The 15,003-nt window shown below is 65.5% G+C and carries 21 protein-coding genes and 2 tRNA genes; 15 read left to right on the top strand and 8 right to left on the bottom strand.

All coding sequences use genetic code 11. The features are described 5' to 3' along the window. The first annotated feature begins 278 nt into the window (after nucleotides 1-278). The gene (locus tag E4S61_RS07140) at nucleotides 279-1,220 is read left to right on the top strand and encodes a biotin--[acetyl-CoA-carboxylase] ligase (RefSeq protein WP_135303190.1); all 942 of its coding nucleotides are present in this window, start codon (nucleotides 279-281) and stop codon (nucleotides 1,218-1,220) included. A gap of 21 nt (nucleotides 1,221-1,241) precedes the next feature. Here E4S61_RS07140 and E4S61_RS07135 read toward each other — a convergent pair whose 3' ends face one another. From E4S61_RS07135 to E4S61_RS07115, 5 genes are all read right to left on the bottom strand, one after another. Next, nucleotides 1,242-1,718, bottom strand: coding sequence for a universal stress protein (locus tag E4S61_RS07135; protein ID WP_135303189.1), 477 nt, complete (start codon nucleotides 1,716-1,718; stop codon nucleotides 1,242-1,244). Nucleotides 1,719-1,780: 62 nt separating this feature from the next. Beyond that, a complete protein-coding gene (locus E4S61_RS07130) occupies nucleotides 1,781-2,170 on the bottom strand; it encodes an SHOCT domain-containing protein (protein ID WP_135303188.1) in 390 nt (129 codons plus the stop codon). Between the two features lie 249 nt (nucleotides 2,171-2,419). Beyond that, nucleotides 2,420-3,457, bottom strand: a complete 1,038-nt coding sequence (locus tag E4S61_RS07125; protein WP_135303187.1) for an amidohydrolase family protein — start codon at nucleotides 3,455-3,457, stop codon at nucleotides 2,420-2,422. A 21-nt stretch (nucleotides 3,458-3,478) separates the two neighbouring features. Continuing rightward, nucleotides 3,479-4,702 (bottom strand): HD domain-containing protein, encoded by a 1,224-nt coding sequence (locus E4S61_RS07120; protein WP_135303186.1) that lies wholly within the window; start codon nucleotides 4,700-4,702, stop codon nucleotides 3,479-3,481. An 85-nt stretch (nucleotides 4,703-4,787) separates the two neighbouring features. Beyond that, the gene (locus tag E4S61_RS07115) at nucleotides 4,788-5,318 is read right to left on the bottom strand and encodes a protein-tyrosine phosphatase family protein (protein WP_394346436.1); all 531 of its coding nucleotides are present in this window, start codon (nucleotides 5,316-5,318) and stop codon (nucleotides 4,788-4,790) included. Nucleotides 5,319-5,495: 177 nt separating this feature from the next. Here E4S61_RS07115 and cofD point away from each other — a divergent pair, with 177 nt between their 5' ends. From cofD to E4S61_RS07090, 5 genes are all read left to right on the top strand, one after another. After that, the gene (cofD, locus tag E4S61_RS07110; RefSeq protein ID WP_135303184.1) at nucleotides 5,496-6,488 is read left to right on the top strand and encodes a 2-phospho-L-lactate transferase; all 993 of its coding nucleotides are present in this window, start codon (nucleotides 5,496-5,498) and stop codon (nucleotides 6,486-6,488) included. Next, complete coding sequence (locus tag E4S61_RS07105) at nucleotides 6,488-7,234, top strand: tRNA-dihydrouridine synthase (protein ID WP_135303183.1); 747 nt, start codon at nucleotides 6,488-6,490, stop codon at nucleotides 7,232-7,234. The genes cofD and E4S61_RS07105 overlap by 1 nt, the downstream gene beginning before the upstream one ends. Continuing rightward, the gene (locus E4S61_RS07100; RefSeq protein ID WP_135303182.1) at nucleotides 7,231-8,070 is read left to right on the top strand and encodes a triphosphoribosyl-dephospho-CoA synthase; all 840 of its coding nucleotides are present in this window, start codon (nucleotides 7,231-7,233) and stop codon (nucleotides 8,068-8,070) included. Before E4S61_RS07105 ends, E4S61_RS07100 begins: the two co-directional genes overlap by 4 nt. Next, nucleotides 8,067-8,687: a DUF447 domain-containing protein gene (locus E4S61_RS07095; protein ID WP_135303181.1), complete on the top strand. Its 621-nt coding sequence runs from the start codon at nucleotides 8,067-8,069 to the stop codon at nucleotides 8,685-8,687. The genes E4S61_RS07100 and E4S61_RS07095 overlap by 4 nt, the downstream gene beginning before the upstream one ends. A 183-nt stretch (nucleotides 8,688-8,870) precedes the next feature. Then, nucleotides 8,871-9,062 carry a 30S ribosomal protein S17e gene (locus tag E4S61_RS07090; protein ID WP_135303180.1) on the top strand — a complete coding sequence of 64 codons (192 nt, stop codon included), beginning with the start codon at nucleotides 8,871-8,873 and terminating at the stop codon, nucleotides 9,060-9,062. Nucleotides 9,063-9,113: 51 nt separating this feature from the next. On the opposite strand, the gene E4S61_RS07085 is transcribed toward E4S61_RS07090, so the two are convergent. From E4S61_RS07085 to E4S61_RS07075, 3 genes are all read right to left on the bottom strand, one after another. After that, entirely contained in the window at nucleotides 9,114-10,226 is a 1,113-nt protein-coding gene (locus E4S61_RS07085; protein ID WP_135303179.1) for an Mrp/NBP35 family ATP-binding protein, read from the bottom strand. 85 nt (nucleotides 10,227-10,311) lie between these two features. Next, nucleotides 10,312-10,641: a DUF7344 domain-containing protein gene (locus tag E4S61_RS07080; protein ID WP_135303178.1), complete on the bottom strand. Its 330-nt coding sequence runs from the start codon at nucleotides 10,639-10,641 to the stop codon at nucleotides 10,312-10,314. A 117-nt stretch (nucleotides 10,642-10,758) separates the two neighbouring features. After that, nucleotides 10,759-11,070, bottom strand: coding sequence for a hypothetical protein (locus E4S61_RS07075; protein ID WP_135303177.1), 312 nt, complete (start codon nucleotides 11,068-11,070; stop codon nucleotides 10,759-10,761). Between the two features lie 199 nt (nucleotides 11,071-11,269). On the opposite strand from E4S61_RS07075, the gene E4S61_RS07070 reads away from it, so the two are divergent. The 9 genes from E4S61_RS07070 (at nucleotide 11,270) to E4S61_RS07030 (ending at nucleotide 14,994) form a co-directional block, all read left to right on the top strand. Next, nucleotides 11,270-11,354, top strand: a tRNA-Ser gene (locus E4S61_RS07070). 23 nt (nucleotides 11,355-11,377) lie between these two features. Further along, a complete protein-coding gene (locus E4S61_RS07065; RefSeq protein WP_135303176.1) occupies nucleotides 11,378-11,911 on the top strand; it encodes a 30S ribosomal protein S13 in 534 nt (177 codons plus the stop codon). Then, nucleotides 11,911-12,429 carry a 30S ribosomal protein S4 gene (locus E4S61_RS07060; protein WP_135303175.1) on the top strand — a complete coding sequence of 173 codons (519 nt, stop codon included), beginning with the start codon at nucleotides 11,911-11,913 and terminating at the stop codon, nucleotides 12,427-12,429. Before E4S61_RS07065 ends, E4S61_RS07060 begins: the two co-directional genes overlap by 1 nt. Then, nucleotides 12,426-12,818, top strand: coding sequence for a 30S ribosomal protein S11 (locus tag E4S61_RS07055; RefSeq protein WP_135303174.1), 393 nt, complete (start codon nucleotides 12,426-12,428; stop codon nucleotides 12,816-12,818). Before E4S61_RS07060 ends, E4S61_RS07055 begins: the two co-directional genes overlap by 4 nt. A gap of 3 nt (nucleotides 12,819-12,821) precedes the next feature. After that, nucleotides 12,822-13,604 carry a DNA-directed RNA polymerase subunit D gene (locus E4S61_RS07050; RefSeq protein ID WP_135303173.1) on the top strand — a complete coding sequence of 261 codons (783 nt, stop codon included), beginning with the start codon at nucleotides 12,822-12,824 and terminating at the stop codon, nucleotides 13,602-13,604. Nucleotides 13,605-13,708: 104 nt separating this feature from the next. Further along, nucleotides 13,709-13,793, top strand: a tRNA-Leu gene (locus tag E4S61_RS07045). A gap of 24 nt (nucleotides 13,794-13,817) precedes the next feature. After that, a complete protein-coding gene (locus E4S61_RS07040; protein WP_135303172.1) occupies nucleotides 13,818-14,168 on the top strand; it encodes a 50S ribosomal protein L18e in 351 nt (116 codons plus the stop codon). Beyond that, nucleotides 14,165-14,602 (top strand): 50S ribosomal protein L13, encoded by a 438-nt coding sequence (locus E4S61_RS07035; protein ID WP_135303171.1) that lies wholly within the window; start codon nucleotides 14,165-14,167, stop codon nucleotides 14,600-14,602. The genes E4S61_RS07040 and E4S61_RS07035 overlap by 4 nt, the downstream gene beginning before the upstream one ends. Further along, nucleotides 14,596-14,994: a 30S ribosomal protein S9 gene (locus E4S61_RS07030; protein ID WP_135303170.1), complete on the top strand. Its 399-nt coding sequence runs from the start codon at nucleotides 14,596-14,598 to the stop codon at nucleotides 14,992-14,994. Before E4S61_RS07035 ends, E4S61_RS07030 begins: the two co-directional genes overlap by 7 nt. The last annotated feature ends 9 nt before the right edge of the window (nucleotides 14,995-15,003 follow it).

Here is a 15,003-nt window from a genome sequence, read left to right as displayed (position 1 = left end):
CGAAGCGGCCTGCGGGCACCCCCGCCTGCTCACGGGCACTGCGAGGCGGTTTCACCGCCTCGGCTTCGCGGCGCGTAGCGCCGCGCAACGCCCGTTCGCACGGCCAGCGGGACCTTCGGTCCCGCTCGGCTTGCAAAAATTTAGTATAAAAACTGCTCCGAGCGCCATCGGTGCTCGCGGTATGCTCCTGCTCGCTGCACCGCTCCACTTTGCACTGCATCGTTTTGCTCCGCCGCGCGCTGCCAACTGCTTTGTATCCTCGCCGTGCTACGCCGGGTATGAACGAAACGCGACACCAAGTGCTCGACGCGCTCTCGGACGGGCCGGTTTCGGGACCGGAACTCGCCGAGGAACTCGACATCTCCCGGTCGGCCGTCTGGAAACACGTCGAGGCGCTCCGCGAGGCGGGATTCGACATCGAGAGCGACGACGTGGGCTACTCGTTGGCCGCGGTGCCGGAGTTCGGTGGCGAGGCCGTCGAGTACGAACTCGACGCGCCCTTCGAGGTGGAGTATCACGACAGCATTCCGAGTACGAACGCACGGGCGCGCGACCTCGCGGCATCGGGGGCCGAGAACGTGGTCGTCCTCGCCGACGAACAGACCGGCGGCCGAGGGCGACTCGACCGGGAGTGGTCCTCGCCGAGCGGCGGCGTCTGGCTCTCTCTCCTCTTTCGACCGGACGTACCGATGGCACAGGCCCCGGCGTTCACGCTCGCGGCCGCCGTCGCCGCGACGCGGGCGGCCCGCGAGATGGGCGTCGACGCGGGCATCAAGTGGCCCAACGACGTCCTCGTCGAGAGCGACGGAACCGAACGGAAACTCGTCGGTATCCTCACCGAGATGGAGGGAGAAGCCGACCGCACTTCGTGGATAATCGTCGGGATCGGCATCAATGCGAACGTCGATTCCGATGACCTTCCGGCGGGAGCGAACCCGACGAGTCTCTCGGCGGAACTCGGCGAACCCGTAGACAGGCGTGTGTTCACGCAGCGTCTGCTCGAACTGTTCGAGGAGTTACGACAGGACCCGGAAACGGCCGTAGCCGAGTGGCGAGAGTACGCGACGACGCTCGGTAAGCGAGTCCGGGTCGAGACGCCCAGCGGTACCGTGGAGGGCGAAGCCGTCGACATCGAGTTCCCGGGGGGGCTCGTCGTCGATACCGGCGACGAACGTGTGACAGTCTCGGCGGGGGACTGCGACCACCTGCGACCGCTGTGAGCGGCGGTGGTGCCGTCGAACTTACTTCGGCGCTCGGGCCTGTGTCTCGTCTGTCGGGACCGTCATCTCGTGGTCGCTCACCGGAACCGTCGTCACCGGGACCGGCGACGCGCGGACGACCCGCTCGGCGACGCTCCCGAGCAAGAGTCGGTCGATGCCGCCGCGGCCGTGGGTCCCCATCACGATGGCGTCGCAGTCGGCGTCGAGAGCGTACTCGACGATCGCGGTACTCGGGACGCCGTCTTTCGTGACTGTCTCGACGACCACATCGTCAGCCATCTCCCTGAGGTCGTCGAGGGCCGTCTCTCCCTCCTCACGCAGCATCTCGGTGACGTTCTCCCAGCCCGTCTTCACCGGGAGCGTGCTGTATCGGCCGGTCTCGACGACGTAGAGACCGTGAATCTCGGCGTCGTGGAACGCCGCCAGTTCGACGGCGTGGCGCACGACACCGCTCATTCCCGCCGACCCGTCTGTCGGGACTAGAATCCGGTCGTACATGCCGGTAGTTGGTGGGCGACGGGCTTAGTTATTTGGTGCGTGATAACATGCGGCAGTATCTGTCAGTTCAGTTCCGACTCTAGGTCGTCGCTGTCGTCGGCCATCACATCCTCAAGTTCACGCTCGAACTCCGCTTCCGTGAGTTCGCCGTTCGTGTACCGCTCTGCGGCGTGGTCGACCTCGTCCTGTGAGGTTCCGGCAGAAGTCGCCGTCGAGAACTCGGCAGCCTCGTTCTCATCCCCGTCACTACCGAGGACCGCTGAAGCAGCCCAGTACAGCGCGTAGCCGACGCCAGCGACGAGCAGACCGGTGACGAGCAAGCCCAGAAGCGCCGCAATGAGGTTCTGCAACACGGCCAACAGGACAGTGGCGACAGTGAGACCGACGAAGAGGGCGACGCCGCCGAGCAGCAAGCGACCTAGCGTGCCGAGTGCGCGGTCAGTGGAGGACATCACTCGAACGTTGCACAGTGGAGAGTAAAAGCGTACTGCGTATACGGGACCGTGAGATTCGACCGTTCTCTCGTCCGGGGGTCCATTTCTGTCGGTGAACTACGCAGTATCGTTTTCGACGGCATATCTGAGTAGGTCGTGGAGAGCAGCGATGCAACCCGCAGCGAACCAGAACTGTATCCAGGGCATACTACTGTTCCTCTTCTCATTGCCTGTTTGAAATATTCTCCGAACTCGGGAGCGAGCCGACTACCGCCGTGGGTCGTCTTGGTCCGGCGAGACGACCCGCTTTACGTCTGACGTGCCCGCCCGACGGACGATCGCTCGAATCGCGTTCTGCGCGCCGGCGAGGTTGTCGGAGCCGCCGTCGAGGACCAGCAAGCGGGCGGGCCGTCCTTCCTCGATGAGTCCACAGTCGAGTCCGGCGAGTTCGGCTCCGTTGACCGTCGCCATCCGGAGGGCGTCCCGCGCCGAGACGTCGAACAACTTCGCGGTGAACGCCATCTCCCGGAACATCGAGGGACTGTTGAGGAAGACGTTGTCAGTCCCCAGCGCGACGGTGGTTCGCTTCGACAGTTCCTCGACGGGCGGCAGGCCGACGTCGGTGACGAGATTCGACCGCGGACAGACGGCGACGGGTATCTCGCTGTCGGCGACCCGTTCCATGTGGAGGTCCTCGGCGTGGACCATGTGGACAAGAAAGTCCGGGTCCAGATCCAGCGCCGCGTTGATGTCGGAGCTATCGACCTCGCCGGCGTGGATGCCGAATAGTTTGCCTGCCTTGCGAGTTGCCCGGCGCTCGCTTCCGAACTCGCCGTCGTTGGCACCGCTCGCGCCGAACCCGTCGGCGATCTCCATCGCGTCGACCGTCTCGCGGCCGAGGATCACGCTTTCGAGGTCCGAGTCAGCGAGGGCGGCTCGGACGGCGCGGATGCCGTCGACGCCGCCCTCGCGGAACTCGACAAACGCCCCGGTCCCCGACTGCTCCATGTACGAGAGCGAGTGCGCCATCGCCTCGACGAGGTCCGACTGGTCGGCCTCGCGGAGGAGACGGTGTTTCAGACCGTCCGGCGGCGCGACCAGTTCTTCGAGCGAGAGCCCCTCTCCGGCCTCTTTGGCGATCGAATCGCCGATGTGGGTGTGGGCATTGACGAACGCCGGGCAGACGATGTCGTCGCTCTCGACACTCGCTTCTTCGACGGTGGCGATCTCGCCGTTCTCGACGACGACCCGTCCCTCGACGGGGTCGAACTCTCGCCCCCTGACGATGGTCCCCTCGATAATCATGGTCGAATCTCGACGCGACGGTCAGTTAAACTCATCGAGGGTCGCGTGAATGCCTGGACGGACGTCGCGGACACGCGCCCCGTCGAGGTCCAGTCCGAGCTCGCGAATCGCCACGTCGCCGACGCGTTCGCTGTCGGCCTCGGGCGCGTAGACTCCCAGCCGCCACTGGTCGTGCTGGGCGGCCCGGATGGCGTTGACGAGCGTGGATTGGTCGCTCAATCGTCGTATATCGCCGTTGACGAGGACACGACTGCTGGATTCGGTCATCGACGGTTCGGCCGGCACGTCGAGGACGACCGAATCGTGGGCGACGTTGGCCTCGTCCGCGATCGCGTGTTCCATCGCCCGCACGTCTCGGTGGTCAGCGTCGAGCAACTCGTCGGGGACGGCGGTTCGTTCGGTCCAGACCGCTCGCTTGTAGAGGTCTCGCTCGCTCAGGCGGCGGGCGTACTCGGTCGTCTCGTCACAGCGACGGAGGCGAACGAGCAGGTCGGCGTCGTCCCACCGGCGCAGGTCAGACGCCGTCGCGTTCGTCGCGGTCAGCAACTGCTCGGTCCCGCGTCGGAGCATCGACTTGGCGATGCGAGCGACGTGGTGCTGATAGACGGTGGGGTTCATCAGCGCCCGGGCGAGCAGGAGCGATTCGGCCGTCTGGACGTTCCCCTCGTCTAAGACGAGTTCGCCGTCGACGAAGCTCAGCTCGCGGACCAGCCGCTCGTGGTCGATGGTGCCGTATGGAACCCCGGTGTGGTGGGCGTCCCGGACGAGGTAGTCCATCCGGTCGACGTCGAGTTCGCCGGAGACCAACTGTCCGAGCTCCCCGTCGCCAGCGACGAGGTCGGCGACGCGGTCGGGGTTCAGGCCGTGCTCGGTGAGGACGCGAGCCACGTCGCCGGTGTCGAGAAGCTCGTGGACGTCGTCGTGGTACTTTCCGGTCTTCCGGTAGACGAGTTCCTCGACGTTGTGACTGTACGGACAGTGACCGACGTCGTGAAGGAGCGTGGCGGCGCGGACGCGTTCGGCTTGCTGGCCCTCGATACCGAGATGCGAGAGCGCCCGGTCGGCCAGATAGTAGACGCCGAGGGAGTGTTCGAAACGGGTGTGGTTGGCAGAGGGGTAGACCAGCGTCACCGTGCCGAGTTGCTTGACGTGGCGGAGTCGCTGGACCGGCGGCGTCTCCAGCAGCGCCTCGGCGACGCCCTCGACCGCGATATGGTCGTGGACGCTGTCCTTGATGGTGGTCATTGCAGCCGTATAAGCCGGCCTCCGGCAAAACGGTACTGCACGCGAGAACAGGCGCTCGCCGAGTCAGCGCCGAGTGTTTGCCGCGTCAGCGACGTGCAACGGAACTGAGCAAGTCGAACAGTTCCGCCTCCGTGGCGTTGCCGGTTACGACGGCGTCCCGGGCGTCCCGCCCCATATCTTCGACCGTCTCGATAGCCCTGTCTGGCCCGTAATCTCGGTTGTACACCAGCCACGCGGCCAGTACCTGCCCGGTGCGGCCGATACCGGCGAGACAGTGGACGACGACGCGGGCCTCGTCGTTGCGCGCCGCGGCGAGAAACGGCAGTATCTCCCCGTGGAGAACCGACTCGGGAACGAGTCGGTGGTCGGGGACCGGGGCGTGGAGGACGTTCGACTCGCCGAAGGCCGCACCGTAGCGGTCGAGGTTCGCACCGCTCTCGTCGAGTTGCCTGCCGGGGAGGAGACAGCAGACGCGCTCGACGTCGTTCTCGCGCATCGTCGAGATCCAGTCGGCGAGGGCGGCGCTGTGGCTCGCAGCGCTGTGCCACCCCGGCGTACAGGAACCGAAGACGTACTCCTCGTCGGGGGCGGCGGGGGCGAATCGATGTGCGTTCACGGGACGCATAACTCTCAGTACGTGTCCGCTTACCGCCGACTACCTTGAGTGTATCCGCGCAGTTTTCAGCACTGATTCTCAGACCACCGAGACGGGCGGAAGCCGCGGCTGACGCACGGAATCCATGCTGGCCGACATGGGCCACCCTTTTACCGCCCGTCCCCCCTACGTCGGCGTATGGTGACGTTCCTCGCCGGTGGCACCGGAACGCCGAAACTGCTCGCCGGTGCCGACGACGTGTTCGCTCCCGAGGACTCGACAGCCGTCGCCAACACCGGTGACGACGTCGAACTCGCCGGCCACCTCGTCTGTCCGGACCTCGATACGATGCTCTTTCTCGACGGCGGTGAACTGGATCGGGAGACGTGGTGGGGTCTTGCCGACGACACCGCAGAAACACACGACGAACTCCACCGGCTCGCCGACGCCGCGGACCTCGACACCGGGCTGCGCTATCTCGCCGAGGACCGCCAGACCGCCGGCCGCGATATCGCTCGCTGGCGGCGGTTCTCCGGCGTCGCCGAGTTCATGCACATCGGCGACCGGGACCGCGCGGTCCACCTCACGCGCACCTCGCTACTGGACGAGGGGCGCTCGCTAACCGAGGTGACGCGCACCCTCGCCGACGCGTTCGGGTTAGACCGGACGCTCTTGCCGATGAGCGACGATCCGGTCGCGACCGTCGTCCACACCCCGAACGGCCCGATGCACTTCCAGGAGTGGTGGGTCGGTCGGAACGGCGACCCGCCCGTCGAAGACGTGGAATTCCGAGGCGGCGAGACGGCGACGGCCACCGACGAAGTTCGGTCGGCGCTCTCTGACCCGGTCGTTATCGGCCCCTCGAACCCGATTACGTCGCTCGGGCCGATGCTCGCCCTCGACGGCGTTCGAAACGCGCTCGACGAAATTCCTGTCGTCGCCGTCTCGCCGTTCGTCGAAGACGAGGTGTTCTCCGGCCCCGCCGCCGACCTCATGGCCGGTGTGGGTCGCGACCCGAGTACCGCTGGTGTCGCCGAGAGCTACCCGTTCGCGGACGCGTTCGTCCTCGACGACGACGACGAGACGCCGCTCTCCCGCCCGGTCGTCCGCACGGACACGACGCTATCCGATGGGGCCGACTCGGCGCGAGTCGCCCGCGCCGTCGCCAACGCTCTCGCGGAGGTGGCCTGATGTTTCGGCCAAGAGTCGCGTTGGCGAGTCTCAGCGGCCAGTCCGACGCCGCGTGGGCGCGCTCGGTCGAAAAACACGTCGGCTGTGCCTTTCTCGGTGGCGTTGCACTCGACGGACCCACGCGCGAGGCCGCACGTCGAATGGTCGACCGGGACCGGGAGGAGTTCCTGCCCGACGACCCCGTAGCGTTCGTCGACGAGCAACTCGCGGCGCTCGCCGACGCCCCGCTTCGACCGGCCTTCAACGTCCGGAGCGTCTCGCTTGCTCCAATCGAACGCGCCGCTCGTGTCTGCTCCCGACACGATGCGCTTCTCGAACTCAACGCGCACTGTCGACAGACGGAGATGTGTGCCACCGGTGCCGGCCAGTCCCTCCTTCGAGACCCCGAACGACTGGCCGAACAGGTCAAAACCGCGGCGGACGAGGGCGCGACCGTCTCCGTGAAGGTCCGGACTGAGGTCGACGCCGTCGACCTCACAGCAATCGCCCGGACGGTCGAAACTGCAGGCGGCGACGCGATTCACGTCGACGCGATGGACTCGGAGGTAGTGGTCGCCGACATCGCCGACGCGGCGGACCTGTTCGTAATCGCCAACAACGGCGTCCGCGACAGGGCGACGGCCACCGAGTACTTCGAGTACGGGGCCGACGCCGTCAGCGTCGGGCGAGCGAGCGACGACCCCGCGGTCCTGCGAGCGGTCCGGGAGACCGCGGACGACTGGTTTGCGCGGGAGGCGATCCGATGACGCCTCGCTCGACCACACAGAACGCCGAACTGGCGCTGTTGTTGGAGGTGGCTGGGACGCCAAAACCCGGGAACGTCGACCGCGAACGTGACTTCGAGGACCTTCGGTTCGAGCACTTCTTGGCCGGGGCCGTCGGCGCGCGGCCGGGCTTCGAACTCGCCGCCGAAGGTGAGCGGGTCGGCCACGCCTTCGAACGCGCCGTCGCCGGGATGGCCGAGCAGTCGGCGGGGAACACGCAGTTCGGCGCGTTGCTGGTGCTCTCACCGCTGGTCGCGGCCGCGAGCGAGGGCGACCTCTCCCCGCAGAGAGCCGACGATGTCGTCAGGGCGACGACCGTCGCCGACGCCGCGGACTTCTATCGGGCGTTCGAACACGTCGACGTGGCCGTCGAGGACCCGCCCGAGGGGTTGGAACCGCTGGACGTGCGCCGCGGCAGCGACGCGATTCCTGCGCTCGAAGAACAGGAATTGACGCTGTTCGACGTGATGGCACAGAGCGCCGACGTGGACGGTCTCGCCGCGGAGTGGGTCGGTGAGTTCGACCGGGTGTTCGACGCCGGAGAGCGGATACTGAACGACGACGGGCCGGTCCCCGACCGCGCCTCGCGCGTCTTTATCGAACTGCTCGCCGAAGAAGTCGATACGTTCGTCGTGACACGCAACGACCGCGAGACCGCCGAAGAGGTTCGGCGACGGGCGCAGGCAGTTTTGGACGGCGAGGAAGACGCCACGGAACTGGCCGACGAACTGGTTTCTCGGGATGTCAACCCCGGGACGACGGCAGACCTCGTGGCGGGTGCGCTGTTCGTCGCGCTGGAGCGGGGGTTGGTCGTGTGACAGACGATCGGGTGGACGAGGAGTCGGTGGAGGCGAGTGAGCGGAAGTGGCCGGTCGACCTCGCCGGTGTCACGGAGACCATCGTGACGACGCTCGGCCCAAACGGGTGCTGGAACGTGGCGGCGCTCGGCGTACAGGCACCCGAAGACGGCGGGCCGGCGACGGCGACGACGTGGGGCCGAACCCGGACGTGGCGGAACTTCCGAGAGCGCGGCGAGGGCTACGTCCAGTTCACGCGCGACCCGGTCGACTTCGCGGAGGCAGCGCTGTCCGTCCGCGAGGAAGACGAACCGATACTGGATAGCGCGGACGCGTGGGTGCGCTGCGACGTCGAACAAGTGACCGAGGGTGAGGACGACGGGACCCAGTGGGTCGAGTGGGCGCTGATTCCGCAGGAATCGGGGATCGAACGCCGTGTCGTGCCGACGACGGACCGCGGACACGCAGCGGTGGTCGAGGCGACGGTCGCGGCCTCGCGGCTGGACGTTCCGGCCTACGACTGCGAGACGTTGCTCGACCGCCTGCGATACTTCGAGTCCGTCGTCGAGACGGCCGGCAGCGAGCGAGAGCGCGAGGCGTTCCGGCGGGTCCGCGAACTCACAGAGACCGAGTGGTAGCGAACAGGTGGCACCGGAGATAGGTCCGTAACTGCGGGACGACGTGCTGTGCCACGCGAGCGCGTTCCACGCCGTCGTCGCTCTCAGTGCATGACTGGCGCTGGTCTCGCTAAGGGTGATAACCCTTCGCGGCCGGACCCGGAAGTCGAACCCTTTTTCAACGCGACATAGCAAGAAACCCACATGGCAATCAAACCCGCCTACGTCAAGAAGACCGGGACACTACTGATGGAGCGATACCCCAAGGCCTTCGGTGCCGACTTCGAGCACAACAAGGACGTCGTCGACGAAGTCACCGACATCGAGTCCAAGGGCGTCCGCAACCGCATCGCCGGCTACGTCACGCGCAAGTACAACAATCCCGTCGAAGCGTAATCCGGAATTTCTCTCTGCTCTCTATTTTGCGTAGCGACAGCGTCGCCAGTGTTACTGCTCGGGACCGGCGTCGGCAGGGCCGGGACCGGTCGGTTCGGTCTCGTCGGGGCCAGTGTCGGTAGTTCGGGCGTCCGACTGCCGTTTTCGGTGGATGATGCCCTGCATGTTCGCCGTCCGAGCGGCGATGTCGCGGAAGGCCTCACCTGTCTCGCTATTCTCGTCCAAGACGAGCGGTTGGCCCTCGTCGCCGCCCTCGCGGACGCCGGGGTCGAGCGGGACTTCGCCGAGGAACGGCATATCTGTCTCGTCGGCGAACTCGCGGCCGCCGCCGCTCCCGAAGATGTCGTGGTCGCCGCCGCAGTCGGGACAGACGAACGTCGACATATTCTCGACGATACCCAGGACTGGGGTCTCGTGGCGGCCGAACATCCGCATGCCCTTGCGGGCGTCGTCGAGAGCGACCTCCTGTGGCGTCGTGACGATGACGGCACCGGAGACGGGGACGCGCTGGAGCATCGTCAGTTGCGTGTCGCCGGTGCCCGGCGGCAGGTCGACGACCATGTAATCGAGGCTGCCCCAGACCACGTCGTTCCACAGTTGGGTGAGCACGTTGTCCACCATCGGGCCGCGGAAGATGACGGGGTCGTCCTTGCCGACGAGGAAGTCCATGCTCATGAGCTTCATCCCGTACTTCTCGACGGGGAGTATCTGCTCGTCCTCCGTGGCGCGGGGTGATTCGTCGGCGTCTAACATCCGCGGGACGTTCGGGCCGTAGACGTCGGCGTCGAACAGACCGACGCGAGCGCCGAGTTGTGCAAGTCCGGCGGCGAGGTTGACCGCGATGGTCGACTTGCCGACGCCGCCCTTCCCGGAGGCGACGGCGATGACGTTCTTGACGTTCGGGAGCGGGTCCTCCTCCTCGGAGACGCCCCGGTCGACGCTCGCCGAGAGCGATATCTCACGGTCGGCGTCAGAAAGCGCTTCGCGGACTTCGTTGGCTATGGCTGTCTCCGTCGGCGAGTACGGCGCGCCGAGAGCGAGGTCGATGCGTATCTCACCGTCGGTGACCTCGATACTGTTGACCAATCCCAGCGACACGATGTCCTCCGCTAAATCCGGGTCCTGGACGGCCCGGAGTCGCTCGCGAACGTCCTCTTCGTTCATATCACGGGAGTAGGCCCTGGAGGTGCGATAAGGATTGTGACAGAACCCGTAGCCGGAAGACGGCTATCGGCGGCGGCAGAATATCTCACGACGAGCGTTCGATCACTTCGGCCACAGTCAGAACTACGTCGAACTCGGGCGGTTCGCCGGTGAGCCTGACGACGCCAGCGTCGGCGTCGTACTCGATGAACTCCGCCGTGTCTGCCTTCGGGAGATCCGTGTGGTGAAGTTTAATTTCGTATCGTCCGAGTTCTGTTTCCGAGACGGCCGGGGAGTCGGCATCGGACTCCATCTCGGCCACCGCCTCGGCCAACTCACGCACGCTTATCGGGGATTCCTGCGTCCGAAGGTAGTAGAGCGCGTAGCGCCGACGTTTCTCGCTGAGCAGATCGAACACTTCGTCGAGTGACACCATGACTAACAAGGGTACGCCGTCAGAGAATAAAAAACAGGTCGTTGAACCAAGGTGTTCTCCGATGGAGGGCGAGCGGCCCAGCGGGCGTCCTTTGCTCGTGGACTCGTCTGCACGCGGTTAGGGTCGGCGAAAGGTATAGGAAACCGTCGCTTCGCCGTCGCCGAACTCGACGTGCAACTCGCCGGCATCGTGGTCGAATCGGAGTGTGTCGGCAGGCGCGTCGAACGCGTGAAGCGGCATTCCCGAGCCGATGCGGCCGTCCGGGCCGACGGTGACGTACGTCAACTGACTGAACTCAGCAGACAAGGTGCCGTCGTCGGCTTCCGTCACCTTCTCTGTACCTGCAAAGCGTTCGAGGTGCCGCCGCAGAGTTTCGCGGTCGCTCGGGTCGATTGCCGTCCCCCCGTCAGCCACAGGTGTGATGTCCATATTCGTGTCCGAGGCCGCAGGCGCTAATGGGTTGTGTCGTCGGTTCGACTGGCGTTGGAGCTTCCGTATGCCGGACATTCACGCGGCCGAGCCCTTCCGTTGCGTTTAAATACAACCCCGGAATAGTCACGGACAGACTCGTGTAGGGGGACCGGCCCCCGAGTCCGCGTGCTGCGGGCGCGAGTATCAATGCAGGCGTGTCGTGGTAGCCAAGCCTGGCCCAAGGCGCAGGGTTGCTAACTCTGTGGCGTACAGCCTCCGGGGTTCGAATCCCCGCCACGACGCTCATCAGACCAATTACCCACATATGAGTGCAGAAGACCCCAACGCGGGCGAGGACGCGGATGCTGAAGAGGAGGAGGACATCCGCTATTTCGTCCGTATCGGACAGACCGACCTCGACGGGACCAAATCCGTCGAGCGAGCGCTGACAGAACTGAACGGCATCGGTCACCGCGCCGCCCGCATCATCGCCCAGAAGGCTGATGTGGACCGCCGCGCGGTCTTCGGCAAGCTCGACGACGACGTCATAGACACCGTCGTCGAGCACGTCGAGAACTACGCTGACGAGGTCCCCGAGTGGATGACCAACCACCAGAAGGACTACTTCTCCGGTGAGACCACCCACGAGACCGGGAACGACCTCCAGCTCACCCAGCGGCAGGACATCAATCGCATGAAGATGATCGACTCCTACCGTGGCACCCGACACAAACGCGGCCGGAAGGTCCGCGGCCAGCGAACGAAGTCTACCGGCCGTACCGAGGGGACCATCGGCGTCAACGTCGAGGCCATCAAGGAAGAGCAGGCTGAGGAAGCCGCCGCGGAGGATGACGAATAATGGCGCTCGGCTCGAACACCAAGTTCTACGAGACGCCGAATCATCCCTACCAGGGCGAGCGAATCGCCGACGAGAGCAACCTCCTCGGCCGCTACGGCCTGAAGAACAAAGAGGAGCTCTGGCGCGGCCAGTCCGAACTTCGTGACTACCGCCGCGAGGCCCGGAAACTGCTCGGCAGCGCGAGCGAGGACACCGACCGCGAGGCCGGGGAGTTCCTCGCCCGCCTGCAGCGCTACGGCATTCTCGGCGACCAGGACTCCCTCGACGACGTCCTGTCGCTCGACGTCACCGACGTCCTCGAACGCCGACTCCAGACCGTCGTCTACCGCAAGGGCTACGCGAACACGCCCGAGCAAGCGCGACAGTTCATCGTCCACGGCCACATCGAACTCGACGGCCAGCGCGTCACGCGCCCGTCGATGAAAGTCGAGACGGCCGTCGAAAGCTCGGTCGGCTTCGACGAGAACAGCTCGCTGTCGGACGAACTGCATCCTGAGCGTGCGGAGGAACAAGAATGAGCGAAGCCGAAAACGACGGAATCTGGGGCGTCGCGCACGTCCACGCATCGTTCAACAATACCATCATCACCATCACGGATCAGACCGGCGCCGAGACGCTCGCAAAGAGCTCCGGCGGGACGGTCGTCAAGCAGAACCGTGACGAGGCGTCGCCGTACGCGGCGATGCAGATGGCCGAAGTCGTCGCCGAGAAGGCACAGGACCGCGGCGTCGAAGGCGTCGACGTTCGCGTCCGCGGCCCCGGTGGGAACCAGCAGACCTCCCCCGGGCCGGGTGCACAGGCGACCATCCGCGCGCTGGCCCGCGCAGGGCTCGAAATCGGCCGCATCGAGGACGTCACGCCGACGCCTCACGACGGCACGCGCGCACCCAAGAACTCCGGATTCTAATCCATGACACAGGACTACGAGGTTGAGTTCGTCGAACGCGGCGAGCGCGAATCACGCGTGCTGGTACGGGGCATCACGCCGGCCTTCGCCAACGGCATCCGCCGAGCGATGGTCGCCGACGTCCCCACGTTCAGCATCGACACTGTTCGCGTCATCGAGAACACCAGCGTGATGTTCAACGAGCAGATCGGCCTCCGACTGGGGCTGGTCCCGCTGACGACCGACCTCGACGACTTCGAGGAAGGCGACGAAGTGACGCTGTCGCTGTCGGTCGACGGGCCGAGCACGGCCTACTCCAGTGACCTCGTCTCTAGCGACTCGCTGGTCGAACCCGCCGACGATAACGTCCCCATCATCGACTTAAAAGACGGCCAGCGCCTCGAAGTCGAGGCCGACGCCGTCCTCGACAACGGGAAAGAACACGCCAAACATCAGGGCGGCGTGGGTGTCGGCTACCGACACCTCCAGCGCGTCGAGGTCGTCGGCGAGAAAGGCGAGTTCGAGGACGACGAGCCGAACATCCTTCGTGGCGTCATCGAGGAGGGCGCGGCCGAACACGCCGCTGACCCGGACGCCGAGGACGGAGACCTCGTCCTCACCGACGAGTTCGGCAACGACCTCTCCCAGCGGTACCCGGGCAAAGAGGTCGAAGTCACCGACGTCGAGAACGCCTTCGTGTTCCACGTCGAGACCGACGGCTCGTTCACGTCCGACGAACTGGTCCTGCGCGCGGTCGAGACGCTGCGTGACCGCGCGACCGAACTGAAAGACGCAGTCCAACTGTAACGCTACGATGTCCCGAGATACCCCTTCGACGCCGATGACCGCCCGTGCCCCGAGCGCGAGGACCGAAAGGGGTTTTACGGGGCATGCAGAACGAAATAACGCGAGCAGGGATAGCCAAGTCTGGCCAACGGCGCAGCGTTCAGGGCGCTGTCCCGTAGGGGTCCGCAGGTTCAAATCCTGCTCCCTGCACTTTTCCTACAAAGGAGGAACTCTATGAGCAAGACGAACCCGAGACTCAGCAGTCTCATCGCTGACCTGAAGTCGGCCGCCCGCGCTGCGGGCGGCAACGTCTGGGGCGACGTCGCCGAGCGCCTCGAGAAACCCCGGCGCACACACGCGGAAGTCAACCTGGGCCGCATCGAGCGGTACGCCCAGGAAGACGAGACCGTCGTGGTGCCGGGCAAGGTACTCGGTTCCGGTGTCCTGCAGAAGGACATCACCGTCGCCGCAGTCGACTTCTCCGGCACCGCCGAGAAGAAGATCGACCAGGTCGGAGAGGCTGTATCGCTTGAACAGGCAATCGAAAACAATCCCGAAGGCTCCCACGTGCGGGTGATCCGATGAGCCTCGCAGAGTTCGACGCCGACGTCGTCGTCGACGCCCGTGATTGTATCATGGGCCGCGTGGCCTCGGAAGTCGCCGAGAAGGCGATGAACGGCGACTCCGTCGCCGTCGTCAACGCCGAACGCGCGGTCATCACCGGCCGCGAGGAGCAGATCGTCGAGAAGTACCAAAAGCGCGTCAGCATCGGCAACGACAACGGGTACTTCTACCCGAAGCGACCGGACGGCATCCTCAAGCGCTCGATCCGCGGCATGCTTCCCCACAAGAAGACACGGGGCCGCGAAGCGTTCGAGAGCGTCCGCGTCTACGTCGGTAACCCCCACGACGAGGACGGTGAAATCGTCGAGGGAACCTCGCTGGACCGACTGTCGAACATCAAGTTCGTCTCGCTTGGCGAGATAAGCGAGCAACTCGGAGCGAACAAGACATGGTAACGAACACGTCTGGTAAGAAGAAGACTGCCGTCGCCCGCGCGACTATCCGCGAGGGCGAGGGTCGTGTACGTATCGACTCTCAGCCGGTCGAACTGGTCGATCCGGAGCTGGCCCAGCTGAAGATGCTGGAGCCGTTCCGCATCGCGGAGGACGAACTTCGCGACGACGTCGACGTCGACGTGACCGTCGAAGGTGGCGGTGTCATGGGGCAGGCTGACGCCGCCCGAACCGCCATCGCTCGCGGTCTCGTGGACTTCACGAACGACGCGGAATTGCGCGACGCGTTCATGGAGTTCGACCGGTCGCTGCTGGTCAACGACGTTCGCCAGTCCGAACCCAAGAAGTGGGGCGGTCCCGGCGCTCGGGCCCGCTACCAGAAATCCTACCGCTGAGGTGATTCA

The sequence above is a fragment of the Haloarcula amylovorans genome (genome assembly GCF_004681185.1).
GTDB lineage: Archaea > Halobacteriota > Halobacteria > Halobacteriales > Haloarculaceae > Haloarcula > Haloarcula amylovorans.
This window is presented reverse-complemented; position numbering and strand designations above follow the sequence as displayed.